Raw genomic sequence first — 20,277 nt, forward strand, 5'->3', positions numbered from 1 at the left:
CGGGCGGTTTATCGCCCACCCGCGAACCGTTTCTGCGACGGCCGCTGCTGCCACCGCGGCCGTCACCGGTGTCACTGCCGGATGAACTGCGGCCCCATCGGCGGCAGTACGAAGTTCGGGTCCGGCGCGAAAGCCGCCGCTGGCTGCGGATAGCCGTACGAGGGCTGCGCGGAGGCCGGCTGCGGATAGCCGTAGGCGGGCTGCTGCGCGGGCGGGTACTGCGGCGGCGCCGGGTGCGGATACCCGTAGGAGGGCGAGGAGGCGGGCGGCGGCGGGTACTGCTGGGTCTGCGGCTGGGCCGAGGTCTGCGCATGCGCCGGGAAGGCCGGACGGGCCGGTTCCGGCGCGGCCGGGGCCGCCGTCGCGCCAGAGGAGGCGTCCTCGGTGGCCTCGTCCACCGAGATCCCGTACTCGGTGGCGAGCCCCACCAGGCCGGTCGGATAGCCCTGCCCCACCGCGCGGAACTTCCAGGCGTCCGCGCGCCGGTACAGCTCGCCGCAGATGATCGCGGTCTCCTCGCCGGTCTCCGCCCGTACGTCGAACACGGCCAGCGGCTCGGTCCCGCCCGGCCCCGCGTCGTACAGCAGGACCCGCAGATCGCGCACCGAGCCGAAGGTCGCGCCGTCCGAGGACGCGGTGACCAGGACGCGGTCGACGGACGGGTCCAGCGCGGCCAGATCGGCCTCGATGGTGTCGGTCAACGCCTCCGCGACCCGCTTCTTCGACAGTCGCCGCACCAGGCCCGAGGGATGGCGCGGCTGGTTGTAGAAGACGAAGTCCTCGTCGGAACGCACCCGGCCGTCGGCGGCGAGCAGCAGCGCCGAGGCGTCCACGTCCGGCACGTCGGCGCCGGGCGTCCAGCGGAGCACCGCCCGTACGGCCATGGCGTCCAGCGGGACGTTCGATCCCTTCAGCATCGCGTGCGTCATGCTCGCCATCCTGCCTTCCCGCCGCCCGCCCGGACAACGCGGGGGCCTTGTCCCGCAGATGAGCGGTACGTACCTTACGTACCGCGTACGCACACCGCACGGGAAGGGGGTGGGCGGGTTACCTGGATTTCACGCGGGTGGGGAACTCGGGACACGTGTTCCTACGTACTATTACCGGCCACCCAACACGTCAGTCCGGGCCATCGTTGCAGTTCAGGGGAATCCATATGCGTCACTTCGGACACGTTCCGCCTGCTGCTCGGAAGGATCTCTTCCATCGGGAGCCCGCCGAGTTCAGCCCGGACTCGCCCGCGCGCCTGCTCTCCGCCGCCCTGGGGGCCACCCTCTACAGCCCGGCGACCCGGCCCACGCTCGCCGACGACGTCATGAAGCAGGCCCGCCGGGGTGTCGTGTCCATGGTGCTCTGCCTGGAGGACTCGATCGACGACGCGGAGGTCGCGGGGGCCGAGGCCAATCTGGTCCGCCAGTTCGCCGACCTCGACGCGCGCGGCGGTGAGCCGCCGCTGCTCTTCATCCGGGTCCGCGAGCCCTCCCAGATCCCCGACCTGGTGCACCGGCTCGGCCCGACCGCCCGGCTGCTCTCCGGGTTCGTGCTGCCGAAGTTCACCGAGGAGCGCGGGGTGCCGTTCCTGGAGGCGCTGGCCGTGGCCGAGGCGGCGAGCGGGCGCAGGCTCTTCGCGATGCCGGTGCTCGAATCGCCCGAGCTGCTGCATCTGGAATCCCGCTGCGAGACGCTGACCGGGATCGCCCGCACCGTCGACAAGTACCGCGAGCGGGTGCTCGCGCTGCGGCTCGGCGTCACCGACTTCTGCTCCGCGTACGGGCTGCGGCGCTCGCCCGACATGACGGCGTACGACGTGCAGATCGTGGCCGGGGTGATCGCGGACGTGGTGAACGTGCTGGGGCGCGCCGACGGCACCGGCTTCACCATCACCGGCCCGGTCTGGGAGTACTTCCGGCTCCAGGAGCGCATGTTCAAGCCGCAGCTGCGCCGCAGCCCCTTCCTGGAGGGCCGCGCCGAGGACCTGCGCGACGCGCTGATCGAGCACGACATCGACGGCCTGCTGCGCGAGATAGAACTCGACCGCGCCAACGGACTGCTCGGCAAGACCTGCATCCACCCCTCGCACGTGGTGCCGGTGCACGCGCTCTCCGTCGTCAGCCACGAGGAGTACAGCGACGCGCAGGACATCCTGCGGCCCGAGCGCGGCGGGGGAGGGGTGCTGCGCTCGGCGTACACGAACAAGATGAACGAGGTGAAGCCGCACCGCGCCTGGGCCGAGCGGACCCTGCAGCGCGCCGAGGTGTTCGGCGTCGCGCGCGAGGACACCGGCTTCGTGGAGCTGCTGACCGCCGGCCTGTCCGGCTGACCGGCACACCCGGACAACAATCCAGCGAACAACTAGAGGACGTAGCGAACGTGGTGGTCTGGTCGGGAACGTGGGTCGCGGAGCGGCTCGGGGTCGAACTGCAAGGTGACGAGCGGTTGCGCGCCCTGCTGGGGCTGGCCCTGCGCCGCAACCCCAAGCGGGCGCATCTGCTGGTCTCGAACGTGCTGGGCAAGCATGTGCCCCAGCTGCCCTCGCGGGTGTACGGGGCGGGGTTCGGTCTGGGCGAGGAGGTACGGGCGCTGCTCGGCGCCGAGTCGGCACGCGCGGTCGTGCTCGGTTACGCGGAGACGGCGACGGGTCTGGGCCATGCGGTCGCCGACGGCCTGGGAGTGGCGCCCTATCTGCACTCCACCCGGCGCCCGGTCGCGGGCGTCGCGCAGGCGGGCGGCTTCGAGGAGTCCCACTCCCACGCGACCTCGCACCTGCTGCTGCCGGAGGACCCCTCGCTGCTCGCGGGGGACGGGCCGCTGGTACTGGTCGACGACGAGTTCTCGACGGGCAACACGGTCCTGAACACGATCCGGGCACTGCACGCCCGCTACCCCCGCGAGCGGTACGTGGTGGTCGCCCTGGTAGACATGCGCTCCCCGTCGGACCAGTCCCGCCTGTCCACGTTCGCGTCCGAACTGGGCGCGCGCGTGGACCTGGTGACCCTGGCAGCAGGAACGGTTCACCTACCGGAGGGCGTACTGGAGCGAGGCCAGGCGCTGGTGGCGCAACATGAAACCGTTGCTGATGAGCTGTGGGCAATCGTGCCGCAGGGCGGCACGGGTGGGCACAGCGGCACCCCGGTGCCGGGCACCGCTCCCTCGGCCTCAGCCCCGGTCGACCTGCACTGGCCCCCCGGCCTCCCGGATGGCGGCCGCCACGGCTTCTTCCCGGTGCACCGGGAAACCCTGGAGGCCGCACTCCCGCAGATGGCCGACCGAATAGCCGCGCGCCTAGGCGCAACCCCCGGCAAAACCCTCGTCCTCGGCTTCGAAGAGCTGATGTACGCCCCGTTGCGCCTCGCCCTCGCCCTGGAGCAGAAGGGCCTGGACGTCCGATACTCGACGACGACCCGCTCGCCCGTGCTCCCCGTCGACGACCCCGGCTACGCCATCCGCACCCGCCTGACCTTCCCCGCCCACGACACCCCGGCCGACGGCCCCGGCGAGCGCTACGCCTACAACGTCGCCGGCGCGGGCTTCGACACGGTGGTCGCCGTCGTCGACTCCACCGCCGACACCCCCGAACTCCACGCCCCCGACGGCCTGTTGGCACAGCTCGCCGCGCACATCCCGCACGTCGTCCCCGTCGTCGTCCCCTCGTACGTACCCGAAGGTGTTCCCATGCCCGAGCCGCTGCGCGGTCCCGACTTCTCCTCGTACGCGCCGGACGAGGTCGGCTGGCTGCTCAAGGACCTGTCCGGGGTCGAGCTGGAGGCGCCGACCGAGGAGCGCGAGGAGGCGATCCAGAGCGGCGGCGCCCACTACGCCGAGTCGCTGCCGGTCGAGTACCAGCCGTCGCCCCAGTACCAGGCGCTGTTCCGCGCGGCCCTGGACGCCTCGGCCGCCCGGATCGCCCGTGCCGTGGGCATCGTGACCGAGACGGTCCTGACCGAGCGCTCGCCCCGCCCGGTGCTGGTCTCGCTGGCCCGCGCGGGCACCCCCGTCGGCGTCCTGATGCGCCGCTGGGCGCAGCAGCGGCACGGCCTCGACCTGCCGCACTACGCCGTCTCCATCGTGCGCGGCCGCGGCATCGACCCCAACGCGCTGCGCTGGCTCGCCGCCCACCACGACCCCGCCGACGTCGTCTTCGTCGACGGCTGGACCGGCAAGGGCGCCATCACCCGCGAACTCGCCGCCGCGATACGGGAGTTCCAGGAGTTCGACGGCTTCGACCCGGAGATCGCCGTACTCGCCGACCCTGGCTCGTGTGTCCGTACGTACGGCACCCGCGAGGACTTCCTCATCCCGTCCGCGTGCCTCAACTCGACCGTGTCGGGGCTGATATCGCGGACCGTGCTGCGCGCGGACCTGATCGGGCCGGGCGACTTCCACGGCGCCAAGTTCTACCGCGAACTGGCCGGCGCCGATGTCTCGGTGGACTTCCTGGACGCCGTCGCCGCCCGCTTCGACGAGGTCGGCGCGGACGTGGACGCCGAGGGCAAGGTGGTCCGCGCCGCCGACCGCACCCCCAGCTGGGAGGGCTGGGCCGCCGTCGAGCGGATCAGCGAGGAGTACGGCATCCACGACGTCAACCTCGTCAAGCCCGGCGTCGGCGAGACCACCCGCGTCCTGCTGCGCCGCGTCCCCTGGAAGATCCTGGCCCACCGCAGCGCCGGGGCCGACCTCGACCACGTACGCCTGCTCGCCGAGCAGCGGGGCGTGCCGGTGGAATGGGTCGACGACCTGCCGTACAGCTGTGTCGGACTGATCCACCCCCAGTACACGCGCGGGGCGACCGGCGCCGACGGAAAGGCCGTGGTCTCCCGATGAGCACCCTGATCGCCAGCGACCTGGACCGTACGCTGATCTACTCGGCGGCGGCCCTGGACCTGACCATGCCCGACCCCCGGGCGCCCCGGCTGCTCTGCGTCGAGATCCATGAGCACAAGCCGCTCTCGTTCATGACCGAGCGCGCGGCGTACCTCCTCGCGGGGTTGAAAGCGGATCCCACGACCGTCTTCGTGCCCGCCACGACCCGGACCCGCAAGCAGTACCAGCGCATCCAGCTCCCGGGCCCGCCCGCCCGGTTCGCGATCTGCGCCAACGGCGGTCAGCTGCTCGTCGACGGGGTCGCCGACCTCGGCTGGCGGCGCAAGGTGGACGGGCGGATCGCCGCCGAGTGCGCCACGCTCGACGAGGTCCGGGCCCATATCTCGGCCACCGCCGACCCCGTCTGGCTGCGCAAGGAGCGGGTCGCCGAGGACCTGTTCGCATATCTCGTCGTCGAGCGCTCGCTGCTGCCTAAGGACTGGGTCGAGGAGCTCGGCGCCTGGGCGGACGACCGGGGCTGGACGGTCTCGCTCCAGGGCCGCAAGATCTACGCGGTCCCCAAGCCCCTGACCAAGAGCGCGGCGGTACGGGAGGTGGCCCGGCGCACCGGCGCCGACCTCACCCTGGCCGCCGGCGACTCGCTCCTCGACGCCGATCTGCTGCTCGCCGCCGACCAGGGCTGGCGCCCGGGCCACGGCGAACTCGCCGACTCCGGCTGGGCCGCGGCGCACGTCGGCGTCCTGGAGGAGCGCGGTGTGGTGGCGGGCGAGGAGATCGTGCGCAGGTTCGTCGCGCGCGTGGCCCGCGCCTCGGCCGACACGACCCAGGGTGCCACCGTGCGGGCGTAATTCACCCCATACTCGCCCATATGGCCAAGGGGAACACAACAAAGATCACGGACGAGCTGTACGGCTACATGCTGGCGCACAACCCGCCGCTCAACGCGGTGCAGCGCGAGCTGGTCGAGACGACGTACGCGCGGCTGCCCGACCACGCGGGCATGCAGTCGGCCGAGGAGCAGGCACCGCTCCTGGCGTTCCTGGTACGGCTGGTGGGCGCCCGGCACATCGTGGAGGTCGGCACGTTCACCGGCTTCTCCGCCCTCGCCATGGCCCAGGCGCTCCCGGCCGACGGGCGCCTGATCGCCTGCGACATCTCCGAGGAGTGGACGGCGTACGGCCGCGAGGCCTGGGCGAAGGCGGGCGTCGCGGACCGCGTCGACCTGCGCATCCGCCCGGCCCTCGACACCCTCCAGGCGATGCCCGACATGCCCCACATCGACTTCGCCTACCTGGACGCGGACAAGGACAACTACATCGCGTACTGGGAGGAGTTGGTCCCCCGCATGCGCCCGAACGGCCTGATCGCCGTCGACAACGTCCTCTTCCAGGGCAAGGTCGTCGACCCGGCCGCAACGGGCCCGGCAGCCGCGATCCAACGCTTCAACGACCACGTGAAACGCGACGACCGCATGGACAGCGTCCTGCTGACGGTGGCGGACGGGTTGACGCTGTCGAGGAAACGGTGACCGTGGTGGGTCAGCCGCAGCAGCCTCCGCCGCAGCAGCCGCCACCCCCGCCGGACGGCGCGGGCGCGTTCCGGGACGACCCGCCCACGGACACGGTGGACAGCAACTTCACCGTGTCCGAGTGCCCCGCAGGGCACGTCGCGGGCGCGGACGACTCGGCCATGGGCCGACTGATCTCGAACGTGTCGCCACACGAACGGCAACGGAAGTCATAGCGAGGCATACGCCCAGGCTAGCGGGCGCACCCGGAGCGCAGGGCGCGGCTACCGCAGAGGCCGATGCGGAGTGCCCTCCTCCGCCGCATCCTCGTGCCGCGCGCGCCAGTACGGATTGTCGTGCGGCAGATGCGCGCCCACCCTCCCGTACATCCCGAACACCATCAGCACCAGCCCGACGATGAAGCTGAAGATCACGTTCTGCATCTGGAACGCGAGGAAGTTGGCCGAGCCCCGGTCGAGCAGGGCCAGGTTCACGAACCCGCTGATCAGGAAGAGAACGCCGAGCGACATGTTCAGCCAGGACGCGAAGTTGCCGCCCTTGACCATGCCGAAGAACAGCAGCGCGCCGACCACGATCGAGATCACGCTCAGGGTGCCGTTGGTGTTCAGCCCGGCGACCTGCTTGCCGCCGGTGTCGAAGAACCCGATGTTGTGGGTGAGCCCCAGGACGCCGAAGACGACCAGGAAGAGCCCGACGAGCCCGGCCCCTACGCGGTAGACCTTGCTCAGCCGGTGGTCGACGGGCAGGTGCTCGTCGAGCGAGACGCGGTGGGCGAGGGTGGAGTGCAGCAGATGGGTGGCCATGCGTGGCCTCCTCGTTCGGTACGTACGTATCCATACGTACTCCCAGCATCGGCCCGCGGGGCCCCCACGACAACTTCTCCGGCGGGGGACCGGGGCCGAGGGGGGAGGGGCGGTCAGGCCCCCTGCCCCCGCTCCTCGCGGATCTGCGCCACCACGCGCGCGGCGGTCGCCCGTACCGCCTCGGTCTCGGTGAGGAAGTGCCAGTAGTCGGGGTGGCGGCCCTCAAGCGTGGCGATCGCGCGCTCCAGGCGCCCCACGGAGTCGTCGAGCGGGCGGGCGTGGCGCGGGTCCGGGGTGGCGCGGCCGGACATCGCGAGCCGCTGCGCGTCCCGCAGCGCGAACCGGGTGCGCTCGATCTCCTGCTGCGGGTCCTTCGCCACCGCGTCGAGGCGCCGCAGCCGGTCACCGGCCGCCGAGACCGCCTCGTCGGTGGAGTTGAGCAGCGCCCTGACCGTGCTCAGCCGGGACGTCGCGTCGGCCCAGCGCTGCTCCTCGCGCGCGGTGGCCGCCTCCTTGAGCTTCTGCTCGGCCTGCTTGACGTCGGCGAGCGCCTGGTCCGGTACATGCTGGAGGTCCTGCCAGCAGGCGGCCGAGAACCGGCGCCGCAACTCGCTCAGGACGGGGTCGACGCTTCCGGCGCGGGTGGTCAGCGCCTGCGCGCGCGTACGCAGCGAGACCAGGCGGTGGTCGATCTCGGCGGCCCGCTCGGGCAGCCGCGCGGCCTCCGTCCGTACGACCTCGGCCTCCCGCAGCACCCGGTCGGCGCGCTGGAGCGTCTCGGTCACGCCGTGCTGGCCGGCGCCCTGGTTGAGCTTGGTGAGCTCCGGGGCGAGCGCGGCCAGGCGGGCGGCGAGCTCGTCCGCCCTCAGTCCCGACGCCCGCACCGTGTCGAGAGCGGTGCTCGCGGCGAGGAGCGCCTGTCGCGCGCGCTCGACAGCGGGCGCGAGCCGCGCCAGCTGCGTCTCGGCGGTGGCCAGGAGCGGCCCCAGGCTCTGCTCGAACCGGTCGAGCTCGCCCTTCACCCGTACGAGCTCGTCCTTGGCCCGGGTCAGCTCGCCCCGGGCCCGCGCGGCGGCCGAGGCCTCCAGGCCGTCGCGGTCCAGGTCGTGCGCGTCTACCGTGGTGATGTAGTCGTTGCTGACCTCGTCGATGCGGCGGCCGAGGGCCGCGAAGTCGTCGACGGCCTTGCGGGCGCCCGGCGAGCTGTCCACGGCGGTGATCGTCTCGATGGAGATCCGCAGATCGCGCTGGGCGGTGTCCAGCTCGTAGAAGGCGGCCGCCGCCGCGTCCTTGGCGGCCTGTGCGTCGGCCCGCACGCTCTCCCCGCGCCCGCCGAACCACCGCCGCGTCCCGCCCCCGGCGAACGCCCCGGGCAGCACCGCGACCCCGACGACCAGGGGCAGCGCGGCGAGCGCCAGCACATCGCGCAGCTGCCGCCGCACCCCGGCGGCCCGCACCGCGGCACCGGGGACGAGGGCACCCGCTCTGCTGTACGGCCGCGCGTGTGTCGCCGTCACATCCCTCTCCCGTGCCGTGTCCGCCTGCCGGTTCATTCTCCCACCTGGTAATGACGAACACACCGGTCGAATAGTTCGCGCCCACCGGGCCCACGGGATCATTCCAAAGTACGGGTTTGCAGCTCTGCCCGGTGAGGCATGTACGCTGTTCCCTCATCCACGGATCCCTTCCACGGATGCGTCACGGGCGTGTAGCTCAGTGGTAGAGCGCTGCTCTTACAAAGCAGATGTCGGCGGTTCGAAACCGTCCATGCCCACCCTTGACGAAGGCCCCCGCCAATTCCGGCGGGGGCCTTCGCCGTATCTCGTTCAGTTTTCCAGCGGGCGCCCGCAGCGCAGGTTCCAGCGGCCCGAGCGGCCGGACAACTCGGTGACGGTCAGCGGGGACACGTCCAGGCGCCAGAACGCCGGGGGCGGCAGCGTCAGCGCGTGCGTGACCGCCGCGCGGATCACCGCCGGGGATGCCACCGCCAGCACCCGGCCGCCCTCGGCGGGCAGCGTGTCCAGCCACGCGCCCACGCGCGCGACGAGCGCGAGCAGGCTCTCCCCGCCGTGCGGCGCGGCCGCCGGATCCGTGAGCCAGGCCCGCACCCCCGCCGGGTCCGCACCGCTCAGCTCGTCCAGCCGCTGCCCGCGCCAGCGGCCCAGATCCCAGTCGGCCAGGGCCGGTTCGGAGCAGGTGGGCAGGCCGCGTGCCAACTCGTAGAGCGACGCGGGCGGTTTGAGGCGGCGGCCCGGCACCGGCAGCGTCGCCGCCGCGTCCTGGACCCGGCGCACCGCCGTATCGTCCGGGGCGGCGTCGTCGTCGCCGACACGCGCCTCGCGCGCGTAGCGGTCGGCCGGCGGTGAGATCAACATCACGCGTACGGTCATGAGGCAAGCAGAACACGGGCGTTCACGCACTTGGCGCGGGGGTTGTGCTCCCGCGCGCCGTAGCGGCTCGGACCATCACGCGGTACGGTCTCGTGGACATAAAGACGGTGTGAAGGAAGCCCGGTGAGATTCCGGCACGGTCGCGCCACTGTGAACCCGGCGAGCTCCCTCGAAGAGGGAGCGAAGGCGGGGAGTCAGACCCACCACCGTCGACAAAGGCACCAACGACCGGGACGCGTGTTCCCCAGGAGGTTCTGCCATGGCACTCTCCGCTGCCCCTGCGCCGAGCGCACCAGCCACCCCAGCGATCACTCCCATCTCCCTGAAGGCGATCGCCCCCTGGGCCCTCTTCTTCGGCATCCTCATGCTCGTGCTGCTCTACTTCGTCGGCTCCGAGCAGGGCGCCACCAGCGTCTTCTCCGGCGAGAACGTCCACGAGTGGCTGCACGACGGACGCCACCTCCTCGGCTTCCCCTGCCACTGAGACCAGGGGTACCGACTCGTGAACTCCCTGTCCGTCAGGGCGCTGTTGGTGCGTGGCATGCTCGCCGGCCTGGTGGCCGGCGTGCTAGCGCTCGCCGTGGCGTACTTCCTGGGCGAGCCCCGGGTGGACTCCGCCATCGCCTTCGAGGACGCGCACGCGCACGAACACGGCGAAGAGGTCTTCAGCCGCACCCTGCAGTCCACCGGCGGTCTCGCCACCGGTGTGCTGGTGTTCGGCGTGGCCGTGGGCGGTATCGCCGCCCTCGCGTTCTGTGTCGCGCTCGGCCGCATCGGCCGGTTCGGGCCGCGCGCCACGGCGGCGTTCGTCTCGATGGGCGCGCTGCTGACCGTCTACGTGGTGCCGTTCCTCAAGTACCCGGCGAACCCGCCGTCCGTCGGGGACCCCGACACGATCGGCAAACGCACCGCCCTGTACTTCCTGATGATCGCGCTGAGCGTGCTGCTCGCCGTCGGTGCCGTGATCCTCGGCCGCCGGCTCGCTCCGCGCCTGGGCAACTGGAACGCGGCCATCGCCGCAACGGCCGCTTTCCTGGTCGCGGTCGGGCTCGCGTACGCGTTCCTGCCCGCCGTCAACGAGGTGCCGAAGGACTTCCCGGCCACGCTGCTCTGGCAGTTCCGCCTGGCGGCCCTCGCGATGCAGGTCACCCTGTGGGCCGGCTTCGGTCTGGTCTTCGGTCACCTCGCCGAACGGCTCCTGGTGCCCGCGCCCGCGAAGGCCGAGCGCCCGGCGAACACGTCCGCCAACAGCACGGCGGCGTCGGCGCACTGACAGCCGTGCACTGAGCAGAAACCGCGCGCACGAGGGCCCCGGACCGTTCGACGGTCCGGGGCCCTCGCGCGCGTGGGTCGTGCTCAATTGCCGATGGTGCGGATGGCGCTCGTTCAGTCCGGGCGGCGCAGCGAGAAGAGGCGGCTCTGCCGCTCCCTGCGATAACGCCGCTCCCACCGGGCCATACGGTCCCGGCGGTCGCGATACGACCGGTAGTCCGTGTCCATGCCACGGCCCGAGCCGCCGGCTCCGGACGAGCCGCCGGACGGTGCCGTGGAGCGGCCACGGCGTGGGGCGCTGAAGAGTACGGCCACCACGGCGACGCAGAGCACTATGCCGCCGAGACTGAAGCCGAAGCCGTACAGGACCAGCGCCAGGACGAGAATCCACAGGATCATGGCGTGTTCCTCTGGGGACGGATCGGGGGCTCCCCTGGCCCCCGGGCCCTCCAAGTTACTCCCGTACGGCGGGAGTTCGCCTGCGAGTTACGTTCCGGCCAACGCCCTGCGCAGGGTCGTGTCCGGCCGATGTCGTACGCGGGATCGTCCCCCGGTCGTCTTGCGGACGCTCACGCGCGCGTGCCGCTACAGCCCCCGCAGGCGCTCCATCTCGCGGCGGTCGCGCTTGGTCGGGCGGCCCATGCCCCGGTCGCGCACGCCCGCGGCCAGCACGTCCGCGCGCGGGGGCGGCGGCGGGCTGTTGTCGACGTACGCCTCCACCGCGACCGCCGCGCCCACCCGCTTGCGGATGATCTGCGAGACGACCACGATCCGCTCGCGCCCCTCAAGGCGCAGCCGCACCTCGTCGCCGACCTTCACGGTGTGCGCGGGCTTCACGCGCTCGCCGTTGAGCTGGACATGGCCGGCCCGGCACGCCGTCGCCGCCATGGAGCGCGTCTTGGTGAGCCGTACGGACCAGATCCACGCGTCGATCCGGACCGGTCCCGCCGAGCCCGCTGCCTTCACCTCGTCTGCTGCCGCCATGCCCCCGACTCTAGACTCACCACCATGCGGTGGAGCGAGATCGGGACGGCGAACTGTTCGGTGGCCCGCGCCCTGTCGGTGGTCGGCGACCGCTGGACCATGCTCGTCCTGCGCGACGCGTTCCACGGCGTACGGCGCTTCGAGGACTTCCGGGAGAGCACGGGGGTGTCGCGGCCGGTGCTGACCGAGCGGCTCACCGCGCTGGTGGAGCACGGGGTGTTGCGCCGCGAGCGGTACCAGGACCGGCCCGAGCGGTACGAGTACCGGCTCACCGAGAAGGGCGCCGGGCTCTACCCCGTGATCGTCTCGCTGATGGGCTGGGGCGACCGCTGGATGGCCGGGGACGACGGGCCGCCGGTGCGGCTGCGCCACGAGCCGTGCGGGCACACCGTGGTACCCGTACTGGCCTGCCCGCAGTGCCGGGAGGACATCGACCCGCGCGCGATGCGGCCCGTCGTCGAGGGTGAGGTCCGCTGAGCGGACTTGCGGAAGTCCGGTGTGGTACTGGGCGCGCTTCAGGGGCGCGGGGAACTGCGCGACCAGCCACAGACGGTCCGCAGTCGAGTCACCGCACTTCCAGCGGAGCGCTTAGCGGATGATCAGGCAGGTCGTCGTGGCGTGCGCGACCAGTTTGCCCTCGGCGCTGAGCACCCTGCCCTCGGCCGTGGCGGTGCGGCGCCCGACGTGGATCGTGGTGCCCTCGGCGGTGAGCCGTCCGGCGTCGAGCGCGACCGGGCGGATGTAGTTCACCTTCAGTTCGAGGGTGGTGTAGCCGACGCCCGCCGGCAGCATGGTGTGCACCGCGCACCCCATCACCGAGTCGAGCAGGGTTGCCGCGATGCCGCCGTGGACCGTGCCGAGCGGGTTGGAGAACTCGGGCCGGGGGTCGAGCGACATCACCGTGCGGCCCTCGTCGATCTCGTCGAAGGTCATGCCGATGAGCTTGCCGATGGAGGGCACCCGGCCGGGCTCGGCCTGGGCCCAGCGCAGCAGTTCGAGGCCGGACATGGTGGAGAAGTCAACGGTCGTCATGGGGCCGAAGGTATCAGTTCGAAAAGAGAACTGACTGGGTCCGCGAAGATCTCCGGGCCCGTTGTCAGTGGTACCCGTCACACTTGAGGCATGTGCAGAAGCATCAAGACCCTCAGGCCGCCGGCCCTCCCCGAGGAGGCCACCGACGAAGAGATCCGCGCCGCGGCTCTGCAGTACGTACGCAAGGTGTCCGGCTTCCGGGCGCCCGCCGCGCACAACCGCGAGGTCTTCGACCGCGCGGTCGAAGAGATGGCCGAGGCGACGGCCCGGCTGCTTGAGGGGCTGGAGATACGGGGAGTGCCGGTCAGGACGCCGGTGTAGTCAGCCGTGTCTCAGCGCGGTGGCTCGTGATGCGCTGGGCCGTGGTGCGCCCGGTCAGGCGGCCGTGGCCGGTTCCGGGCGGCGCATGACGTACGCGGCGAGGGAGCCCGCGGCGAACAGGGCGAGGACGGAGATGCCCGTGCCGAGCCAGGTCGCGCCGAGCCAGCGCCCGCCGAAGTAGCCGAGGCCGACGCTGTATCCGGCCCAGGCGATCCCCGCGAGGGCGGACCAGGGCAGGAACTCCCTGGGGGTGCGGTGTGCCGCGCCCGCGCCGAGGGAGACCACGGACCGGCCCGCCGGGGCGAACCGGGCGATGACGACGAGCGCGCCGCCGCCCCGGCTCAGCGCGGCGCCGAGACGTTCCTGTGCGCGGGTGAGGCGGCGCGAGCGGGAGATGGCCCGGTCGAGCCGTGCCCCGCCGCGCCAGGCGAGGCGGTACGCCACGAGGTCGCCGGCGACGGAGGCCGCGGCGGCGCAGGCGGCGAGAAGCAGCAGATCGGGTACGTCGCGTATGGCGTGCGGGGCGCCCGCGGCGGTGGTCGAACCGGCCGCCGCCGAGGTCGCGGCGGTGATCACCAAGACCCCGCTGGGGAGGACCGGGAGGAACACGTCCAGGAGAACGGAGACCGTCACCACGGCGTAAATCCATGGGCTGCCCGTCAGCGACCCCACACTCTCCAGCACTGCGACCCCCGAACGGAATGCGCCCCGCTCTCGCTGGTCTGCGGCCGGGACGCTGTACAGCCGTACAGCGTACGCCTGGGGCGCATGGGGTTTCCGTTCGGGGGTGAGGTGTCACCGTCGAGCCGGTGAACTGCTGTGCCCCTGGGTCAGCGTGACGTTCCCGCAGTCGCGGCGGCGGGCGTGACGTCGGGGAGCTCGGCGGTCCGGCGGCCACCGATCAGCTGGTCGAGGGCGAGCGCGCCGGGGCCGGTGAAGACGAGCAGCAGGAAGGCCCAGCTGAACATCGCGGCGGCCTCGCCGCCGTTCTGGAGCGGAAGCAGCGCGCCGGACTGGTGGACGTCGAAGTACGCGTACGCCATGGACCCCGAGGAGAGGAAGGCGGCGGAGCGGGTGAAGAGACCGGCCATGATCAGCAGGCCGCCGGCCAACTGGATGGCGGCGGCGTACCAGTTGGGCCAGAGGCCGACCTCCAGCGAGCCGCCGGTGCCGGGCGCACCGCCGAACCAGCCGAAGAGGGAGGCGGCGCCGTGGCAGGTGAAGAAGAAGCCGATGACGATCCGGAAGAGGCCGAGCACGTACGGCTTGGCGCGCTCGATGGTGAGAGCGGAGGGCTGTGCGGGGGAGGCCATGGGGGACGGGCTCCTTCGGGGTGGGGGACGGGGTCGTTGAAGTCTCAAGGTTAGGTAGGCCTGAGTAGTACTTGCAAGTTCAAGTTTAAGTAGGTGACCTGATTCCGCTTATGGTCGGCTGGAAATCGCCTTTACGGGGGGCATACATGGACGTAATACGAACGTGTCGCGACGCAGGGTTACGCGGCTTGCGGGGACTGCGTGGGCTACTCGGCAGTCAGGTCCCGGTCGAAGACCGTGATCAGGCGGGCAGGCTCGCGTCCGCGTCCCGCTCGGGCCTGGTCGAGCCGCAGGTGTGCGGAGCGGCCGCGCAGGGTCAGGGTCATCAGCTGGTTCCCGAACCAGGGGCCGCCCGTGCGGTGCCAGCGCACCGGGGGCCGTCCGGTGCGGCCGTGCCGGGCCAGCGCGCGGCCGAGGCGGCGCCCCGCGCGGCTCCAGCCGAACCGGAACCCGGCGCGGATCACGGCGTGCACCGCGTTGTGGACGGGCGAGCAGGTCAGCTGGAACACCCGCGCGCCGGAACGGCCGTCGGGAGAGCTGTTCGTCCGGCCCGACTCGGCGACGTACGCGTGGTGCACATCGCCCGAGAGCACGCAGACCGTGGCCGGGGCGGCGGTGCCCGAGCCCGCGCGGGCGATCAGCTCGGCGAGCCGGGCGAACGACGCCGGAAACGCCGCCCAGTGCTCCAAGTCGGCCCGGCGGCGCAGCTTTTCCGCCAACCGCGCCCAGCGCGGGCCGCGTACGCCACGGCACAGCGCCGCGCTCCAGGCCTCCGCGTCATGGGCGAGCGGCGGCAGCAGCCAGGGCAGCGAGCTGCCGATCAGCAGGTGGTCGTAGCCGCCGGGCCCGTCGAGCGCCTGCTCCTGGAGCCAGTCGGCCGCCGCCTCGTCGAGCATCGCGCGCTTGTCCTCGTCCAGGACGCGGGCCGCGCGGGTGTCCACCATCAGCAGCCGCACCCGCCCGAAGTCGCGGCGGTAGCTCCAGCGCTGTCCTTCGGAAGAAGGGGCGGTCGGCGCGCAGCCCCGCCGCAGCGCCTCCGTTCCGTCGGGGGTCGCCCGGACCGCCGAGTACAGCGGATCGGCGGCCAGTTGGGCCGGGGAGAGATTGCCCAGGTGCTGGTAGACCCAGTACGACATGAGCCCGCTCGCCAGCCGCTCCGGCCACCACGCGGTGGCGCGCATGCCCGCGAGCCAGGCGGCGCTGGTGTTCCAGTCGTCGATCACGTCGTGGTCATCGAAGATCATGAAACTCGGCACGGTGGACAGCAGCCAGCGCACCTCGGGGTCGCCCCACGACTCGTCGTAGAGCCGGGTGTACTCCTCGTACTCCCCGACCTGCGCCCCCGGCGGGTCGCGCAGATCGCGCCGGGCGGCCAGCCACCGCCGGGTCGCCCGCGAGACGGCGTCGGCGTACACCTGGTCGCCGAGCAGCAGCAGGACGTCGGGGCGCTCGGCACCGGGGTCGGCGGCGAGGCGCACGGCGAGCGTGTCGAGGGCGTCGGGTCCGACGGGGTCGTGCTCGCGTTCCGGCGGTGCGGCCCAGCGACAGGACCCGAACGCGATCCGCAGCTCCTGAGCGCCCGGCGCGGGCGTACGGATCACCGGCGAGGGAAAGGGGGAGCGCTCGGGCGGCCACACGCGCCGCTCGTCGAGCAGCACTTCATACGGTGTCGCGGCGCCCGGGGTGAGGCCGGTGACGGGGACGAGGGCGTAGTGGTGCCCGGCGATCTGGAACGTACGGGAGGAGCCTGAGGCGGTGTCCGGGCCGCCGTCGCCGCAGCGCACCCGGACCGTCGACGGCCGGTCGGTCTCCACCCACACCGTGGCCGAGGTGCCGGACTCCCCGTCGACGTGGCGCAGCAGTGGTCCCAGGCGCAGTCCGGCCATGTCGTCCCCTCCGTCGTTCCGTACGGTACGGAACGACGCGGCGGCGAGATAGTGCCGTCGGTGCCGCCCGGCGCGCGGGTTCCACCGGCGTACCGTGGGCGCGTGCTGCTGCCCGTCAACCTCACGCTCGGGGTCGTCCTCGCCGTACTGCTGCTGGCCGCGGCCGGTGTCGCGGCGGCCGCACACCTCGGGCGGGGGCGGGAGATCCTGGTCGCCGGAGTGCGGGCGGCCGTTCAGCTGGCGGTGGTGGCGAGCGCGATCCGCTGGGTGGTCGGGTCGGTGCCGCTGCTGCTCGGGTTCCTGCTGCTGATGTTCGCGGTGGCGGTGCGTACGGCGGGGCGGCGGATGACGCAGAACGGCACCTGGTGGTGGGCCGCGCTGCCGATCGCGGCCGGGGTCACCCCGGTGGTGGCCGCGCTGCTGCTCACCGGGCTCGTCCCGGTCAAGGGCATCGCGCTCATCCCCGTCACCGGCATCCTCATCGGCGGCGCGCTCACCGCGACGGTGCTCGGCGGGCGGCGCGCGCTCGACGAGCTGACCGTGCGGCGCGGCGAGGTGGAGGCGGCGATGGCCCTCGGGCTGCTCGACCGGGACGCGCGGCTGGAGGTGGCCCGGGCGGCGGCCTCCGACGCGCTGCTCCCGGGCCTGGACCAGACCCGGACGGTGGGCCTGGTCACGTTGCCGGGCGCGTTCGTCGGCATGCTGCTCGGCGGTGCGTCACCGGTGCAGGCGGGCGCGGTGCAGCTGTTCGTCCTGGTCGCACTGATGGCGGTGCAGGCGACGGCGGTGTCGGTGGTGCTTGAGCTGGTGGCGCGGGGGAGGGTGCACCGGGACGTGGCGGCGTGAGGTCGCGTGTGGCGGCGGGCCTCGGCGGGTCTCGGCGCGGGACCAAAGTCCCTGTCGAGGGATTCTTCGCGTCCCGTATTCTGTACGGAGCAGAAGGGGAGTAGCTCTTCGCCGGACCGTCGACATACTGCTGGAACCTCCCCAGGGAGAGCCCAGCCGGCGCCCGGAGGCAGGCCCGTGAGGGTCGGCCAGCGAGACCTTCGGCCGCAGTGACCATGACTGTTCATGGTGCTGCCGTGCCGAAGCGACCCCGGAATTCTCGTGAAACGCTCTCGGTGCGGCCGTGCCCGACCGATTGAGGAACCTTTTCCGTGCTCAGCTTCACCATCCTGGCGATCACGTTCGGCGTGGTCTTCCTTGCCGAACTCCCCGACAAGACCGCGCTCGCGGGCCTGATGCTCGGCACCCGTTACAAGGCGTCGTACGTGTTCGTCGGCGTCGCGGCCGCGTTCGCGCTCCATGTCGCGCTCGCCATCGCGGCGGGCAGCGTGCTGACGCTGCTGCCGCACCGGCTGCTCCAGGCGATCGTGGGCGTGCTGTTCCTCGCGGGGGCGGCGGTGCTGCTCTTCAAGAAGGACGACGACGAGGAGGACGTCGCGGCGCCGGCCGATCAGTCCTTCTGGAAGGTGTCCGGGGCGGGGTTCATGCTGATCCTGGTCGCGGAGTTCGGTGATCTCACGCAGATCATGACCGCGAATCTGGCCGCCCGGTATGACAGCCCGCTGTCGGTGGGCCTTGGCGCGGTGCTTGCGCTGTGGGCGGTCGCGGGGCTTGGGATTCTGGGTGGGCGGACGTTGATGAAGTACGTGCCGTTGAAGCTGATCACCAAGGTTGCGGCGTGCTTGATGGCTGCGCTTGCCGGGTTCAGCCTGTTTGAGGCCGTCACAGGCTGACGGCTTGCCCTTCGGGCGCGGGTTTTCTGTGGCTTGTCGCGCCCACGCGGCGGAGCCGCAAATGTCACAGCCCCGCGCCCCTAAAGCGCCCCTGCGGGGCGATCTCGGTCGGGTGCGGACCGTGCTGGGTTGCTCGCGCAGTTCCCCGCGCCCCTAGGGGACGGGGTGCTCAGGGCGTGATCGTCAGGTCGATCGTGCCGTCCGCCCCGGGCGTCACCGTTACGTGTGTCAGGTCCGGTACGTACGCCGTCGGCTCGTGCTCCGCCGCTCGCGGGCCTACGCCGATCACCCGCATCCCCGCCGCCTTGCCTGCCCGTATGCCCGCTTCCGAGTCCTCGAAGACGACGCAGTCCGACGGGGCGAAGCCCAGTTCCGCGGCGCCCTTCAGGAAGCCTTCGGGGTCGGGCTTGCTGGTGCCCACTCGTTCGGCGGTTATCTGGACGGCGGGCATGGGCAGGCCCGCGGCGGCCATGCGGGTGCGGGCCAGGGGCTCGTTGGCCGAGGTGACCAGGGCGTGGGGGAGGCCGGACAGGGCGGCCATGAAGGCGGGGGCGCCGGGGACGGGGACGACGCCGTCGGTGTCGGCGGTCTCCTGGGCGAGCATCACGCGGTTGTCGGCGTGGTTCTGCTCCATCGGGCGGTCCGGCAGCAGGACGGCCATGGTGGCGTAGCCCTGGCGGCCGTGGACGACCTTCAGCGCCTCGTCGGGGTCGAGCCCGTGCTCGACGGCCCAGGCGCGCCAGCAGCGCTCGACCACGGCGTCGGAGTTGACGATCGTGCCGTCCATGTCGAGCAGGAGGGCGCGGGCGGTCAGGGTGGTGGGCGTGGCCGTCATCGGCGGACTCCTGGGAGCGGGAGCAGAGACACAAGCGGCCCCGCCCGCCGGTCAGGGAATACGGGCGGAGCCACTTTGTTCCTCCACGATACAAAACGCGGGGCCGAATACGCCAACCGCCCCCACCGGACCGTTCGACTGCGGAGGCAGTGGACGGTCCGACGGGGGCGGCTGTCTCACGTTTTCGTTACTGCTGGGACGTCTGTGCTTCCAGAGCGCGGCGGGTCTCCGGGCCGTAGACGCCCGGCGGGTCCGCGGTGAGGCCCATGTACGACTGGTACGTGCTCACCGCGCGCTCGGTACGCGAACCGAACCGGCCGTCCACGTTCCCGTCGTAGATCGTCAACTGCGCCAGCCGGTCCTGGAGTTCGGCCACTTCGGGGCCGCTGTCGCCCCGGCGCAGTACGGGTGCGGCGGCGGGCTGCTCGGCCGGGGCGCTGTCCACGCTGCCGGTGGCCTTCGACGGGGAGGGAGTCGGGGAGACCGGCTTGCGGGACGGGCTGGGGGAGTGTGCGGGCGTACGGCTCGGCGCCGGTGAGCTCTTGCGTGGCGACGGGCTCGTGCTCGGGGTGTCGTGGGCGGACTTCGACGCGGCGGGGGAGGGCGTCGAGGTGGCCGCGGAGGGGGTGTCGCCGTACGGGAGGGTCGAGACGGTCGTGTCGGGCAGCGCCGCCGAGTCGCCGTGCCCGTCGCCGAAGAGCCCACCGCCCGCGAAGGCGGCCGTACCGGCGGCCAGGATCGTCGCGGCGGCGACCGAGGCCAGGAGGAGGGGGCGGCGTCGGCGGGAGCGGGACGGGGTGGCGGCGGCCTGGTGCAGTACGGGCTCGTAGGCGTCGGGGCCGGTGTACGGGCCGGTGTCGCCACCGCCCGCAGTGGCGGCCGGGCCAGGCGCGCCCGCAAAGGCGTCGCCACCGGCGGCAGCCGAACCGGGCGCGCCCGCGAAGGCGTCACCACCGGCAGCACCCCCGAAAACCGGCCCCGGCCCCGCCGGAACCGCCCGCAGCGGCATCGTCGCCGTCGGGTCACCGGCCGAGGCGGCCCCCGCACCCGCGCCCGCCCCCTCCACCCCCACGTTCTCCAGCGTCACGTACGGCCGCAGGCGCAGCGGGTCGAAGTCCTCGCTCGCGGCTATCTCGGCCGAGCGCTCGGCGCGTGCGGCCTCGGCGGCGCGGGCGGCGCAGGGGCAGCCGGGTCTGCCGTCGTGCTCGCGTTCCGTACCGCATTCAGGACATACGTGTGCCCTCATCGTGGGTCCCCTCCCCTTGAACTGCCAGCGATTATGCAGGCTCACGGCAGGTCCCGCGCCGCCCGATCACCGGCCCCCGCCGACCCCGGCAGGCCATATCCGGACAT

The 20,277-nt window shown here is 72.3% G+C and carries 23 protein-coding genes and 1 tRNA gene; 11 read left to right on the top strand and 13 right to left on the bottom strand.

Features of this window, described 5'->3' with window-relative positions; translation table 11 throughout:
- Nucleotides 1-71 precede the first annotated feature (71 nt).
- Nucleotides 72-929, bottom strand: a complete 858-nt coding sequence (locus ACT1U9_RS21795; protein ID WP_444534353.1) for a TerD family protein — start codon at nt 927-929, stop codon at nt 72-74.
- A gap of 227 nt (nt 930-1,156) precedes the next feature.
- Here ACT1U9_RS21795 and ACT1U9_RS21800 point away from each other — a divergent pair, with 227 nt between their 5' ends.
- Genes ACT1U9_RS21800 through ACT1U9_RS21815 form a run of 4 tightly spaced genes read left to right on the top strand, consistent with a single transcriptional unit; the run spans nt 1,157 to nt 6,349 of the window.
- On the top strand, nt 1,157-2,320 hold the full coding sequence (locus ACT1U9_RS21800; protein ID WP_444534354.1) for an HpcH/HpaI aldolase/citrate lyase family protein: 1,164 nt from the start codon (nt 1,157-1,159) through the stop codon (nt 2,318-2,320).
- A 50-nt stretch (nt 2,321-2,370) separates the two neighbouring features.
- Nucleotides 2,371-4,821, top strand: coding sequence for a phosphoribosyltransferase (locus ACT1U9_RS21805; protein ID WP_444534355.1), 2,451 nt, complete (start codon nt 2,371-2,373; stop codon nt 4,819-4,821).
- Nucleotides 4,818-5,669, top strand: coding sequence for an HAD family hydrolase (locus ACT1U9_RS21810; protein WP_444534356.1), 852 nt, complete (start codon nt 4,818-4,820; stop codon nt 5,667-5,669). The genes ACT1U9_RS21805 and ACT1U9_RS21810 overlap by 4 nt, the downstream gene beginning before the upstream one ends.
- A 20-nt stretch (nt 5,670-5,689) precedes the next feature.
- A complete protein-coding gene (locus tag ACT1U9_RS21815; protein WP_444534357.1) occupies nt 5,690-6,349 on the top strand; it encodes an O-methyltransferase in 660 nt (219 codons plus the stop codon).
- 10 nt (nt 6,350-6,359) lie between these two features.
- On the opposite strand, the gene ACT1U9_RS21820 is transcribed toward ACT1U9_RS21815, so the two are convergent.
- From ACT1U9_RS21820 to ACT1U9_RS21830, 3 genes are all read right to left on the bottom strand, one after another.
- A complete protein-coding gene (locus ACT1U9_RS21820; RefSeq protein WP_444534358.1) occupies nt 6,360-6,572 on the bottom strand; it encodes an FmdB family zinc ribbon protein in 213 nt (70 codons plus the stop codon).
- A 40-nt stretch (nt 6,573-6,612) separates the two neighbouring features.
- Nucleotides 6,613-7,152, bottom strand: coding sequence for a DUF4383 domain-containing protein (locus ACT1U9_RS21825; RefSeq protein WP_188277925.1), 540 nt, complete (start codon nt 7,150-7,152; stop codon nt 6,613-6,615).
- A gap of 113 nt (nt 7,153-7,265) precedes the next feature.
- Complete coding sequence (locus ACT1U9_RS21830; protein WP_444534359.1) at nt 7,266-8,669, bottom strand: hypothetical protein; 1,404 nt, start codon at nt 8,667-8,669, stop codon at nt 7,266-7,268.
- 185 nt (nt 8,670-8,854) lie between these two features.
- Between ACT1U9_RS21830 and ACT1U9_RS21835 the strand changes: the two genes are divergently transcribed.
- Nucleotides 8,855-8,926, top strand: a tRNA-Val gene (locus ACT1U9_RS21835).
- A 52-nt stretch (nt 8,927-8,978) separates the two neighbouring features.
- Here ACT1U9_RS21835 and ACT1U9_RS21840 read toward each other — a convergent pair.
- Nucleotides 8,979-9,542 (bottom strand): histidine phosphatase family protein, encoded by a 564-nt coding sequence (locus ACT1U9_RS21840; RefSeq protein WP_444534360.1) that lies wholly within the window; start codon nt 9,540-9,542, stop codon nt 8,979-8,981.
- Between the two features lie 259 nt (nt 9,543-9,801).
- Here ACT1U9_RS21840 and ACT1U9_RS21845 point away from each other — a divergent pair, with 259 nt between their 5' ends.
- Together ACT1U9_RS21845 and ACT1U9_RS21850 are read left to right on the top strand one after the other, a co-directional pair.
- Nucleotides 9,802-10,026: a CbtB domain-containing protein gene (locus ACT1U9_RS21845; RefSeq protein ID WP_361428844.1), complete on the top strand. Its 225-nt coding sequence runs from the start codon at nt 9,802-9,804 to the stop codon at nt 10,024-10,026.
- Nucleotides 10,027-10,044: 18 nt separating this feature from the next.
- Nucleotides 10,045-10,815: a CbtA family protein gene (locus ACT1U9_RS21850; protein WP_444534361.1), complete on the top strand. Its 771-nt coding sequence runs from the start codon at nt 10,045-10,047 to the stop codon at nt 10,813-10,815.
- Between the two features lie 113 nt (nt 10,816-10,928).
- Here the strand turns inward: ACT1U9_RS21850 and ACT1U9_RS21855 are convergent, their stop codons facing one another.
- Both ACT1U9_RS21855 and ACT1U9_RS21860 read right to left on the bottom strand, forming a co-directional pair.
- Nucleotides 10,929-11,213 carry a hypothetical protein gene (locus ACT1U9_RS21855; protein WP_444534362.1) on the bottom strand — a complete coding sequence of 95 codons (285 nt, stop codon included), beginning with the start codon at nt 11,211-11,213 and terminating at the stop codon, nt 10,929-10,931.
- A gap of 186 nt (nt 11,214-11,399) precedes the next feature.
- On the bottom strand, nt 11,400-11,924 hold the full coding sequence (locus ACT1U9_RS21860) for an RNA-binding S4 domain-containing protein (RefSeq protein WP_444534363.1): 525 nt from the start codon (nt 11,922-11,924) through the stop codon (nt 11,400-11,402).
- Here ACT1U9_RS21860 and ACT1U9_RS21865 point away from each other — a divergent pair.
- A complete protein-coding gene (locus ACT1U9_RS21865) occupies nt 11,823-12,275 on the top strand; it encodes a winged helix-turn-helix transcriptional regulator (protein ID WP_444534364.1) in 453 nt (150 codons plus the stop codon). The two genes, ACT1U9_RS21860 and ACT1U9_RS21865, sit on opposite strands and share 102 nt — an antisense overlap.
- Nucleotides 12,276-12,386: 111 nt before the next feature.
- On the opposite strand, the gene ACT1U9_RS21870 is transcribed toward ACT1U9_RS21865, so the two are convergent.
- Nucleotides 12,387-12,830, bottom strand: coding sequence for a PaaI family thioesterase (locus ACT1U9_RS21870; RefSeq protein WP_444534365.1), 444 nt, complete (start codon nt 12,828-12,830; stop codon nt 12,387-12,389).
- A gap of 90 nt (nt 12,831-12,920) precedes the next feature.
- Here ACT1U9_RS21870 and ACT1U9_RS21875 point away from each other — a divergent pair, with 90 nt between their 5' ends.
- Nucleotides 12,921-13,151 carry a DUF2277 domain-containing protein gene (locus ACT1U9_RS21875; protein WP_444534366.1) on the top strand — a complete coding sequence of 77 codons (231 nt, stop codon included), beginning with the start codon at nt 12,921-12,923 and terminating at the stop codon, nt 13,149-13,151.
- Between the two features lie 54 nt (nt 13,152-13,205).
- Here ACT1U9_RS21875 and ACT1U9_RS21880 read toward each other — a convergent pair whose 3' ends face one another.
- The 3 genes from ACT1U9_RS21880 to ACT1U9_RS21890 form a co-directional block, all read right to left on the bottom strand.
- Nucleotides 13,206-13,835 (bottom strand): DedA family protein, encoded by a 630-nt coding sequence (locus tag ACT1U9_RS21880; RefSeq protein ID WP_444534367.1) that lies wholly within the window; start codon nt 13,833-13,835, stop codon nt 13,206-13,208.
- A 146-nt stretch (nt 13,836-13,981) separates the two neighbouring features.
- A complete protein-coding gene (locus ACT1U9_RS21885; protein WP_444534368.1) occupies nt 13,982-14,464 on the bottom strand; it encodes a DoxX family protein in 483 nt (160 codons plus the stop codon).
- Nucleotides 14,465-14,670: 206 nt separating this feature from the next.
- Nucleotides 14,671-16,350, bottom strand: a complete 1,680-nt coding sequence (locus ACT1U9_RS21890) for an alkaline phosphatase D family protein (protein WP_444534369.1) — start codon at nt 16,348-16,350, stop codon at nt 14,671-14,673.
- 102 nt (nt 16,351-16,452) lie between these two features.
- Here ACT1U9_RS21890 and ACT1U9_RS21895 point away from each other — a divergent pair, with 102 nt between their 5' ends.
- Both ACT1U9_RS21895 and ACT1U9_RS21900 read left to right on the top strand, forming a co-directional pair.
- Nucleotides 16,453-17,196, top strand: coding sequence for an ABC transporter permease (locus ACT1U9_RS21895; RefSeq protein WP_444534370.1), 744 nt, complete (start codon nt 16,453-16,455; stop codon nt 17,194-17,196).
- Nucleotides 17,197-17,507: 311 nt separating this feature from the next.
- Entirely contained in the window at nt 17,508-18,089 is a 582-nt protein-coding gene (locus tag ACT1U9_RS21900) for a TMEM165/GDT1 family protein (RefSeq protein WP_444534371.1), read from the top strand.
- Nucleotides 18,090-18,258: 169 nt separating this feature from the next.
- On the opposite strand, the gene ACT1U9_RS21905 is transcribed toward ACT1U9_RS21900, so the two are convergent.
- Together ACT1U9_RS21905 and ACT1U9_RS21910 are read right to left on the bottom strand one after the other, a co-directional pair.
- Complete coding sequence (locus ACT1U9_RS21905; RefSeq protein WP_444534372.1) at nt 18,259-18,924, bottom strand: HAD-IA family hydrolase; 666 nt, start codon at nt 18,922-18,924, stop codon at nt 18,259-18,261.
- Between the two features lie 187 nt (nt 18,925-19,111).
- Nucleotides 19,112-20,170, bottom strand: coding sequence for a peptidoglycan-binding protein (locus tag ACT1U9_RS21910; RefSeq protein ID WP_444534373.1), 1,059 nt, complete (start codon nt 20,168-20,170; stop codon nt 19,112-19,114).
- Nucleotides 20,171-20,277 lie beyond the last annotated feature (107 nt).

Source organism: Streptomyces sp. BR1 (assembly GCF_052373795.1).
GTDB lineage: Bacteria > Actinomycetota > Actinomycetes > Streptomycetales > Streptomycetaceae > Streptomyces.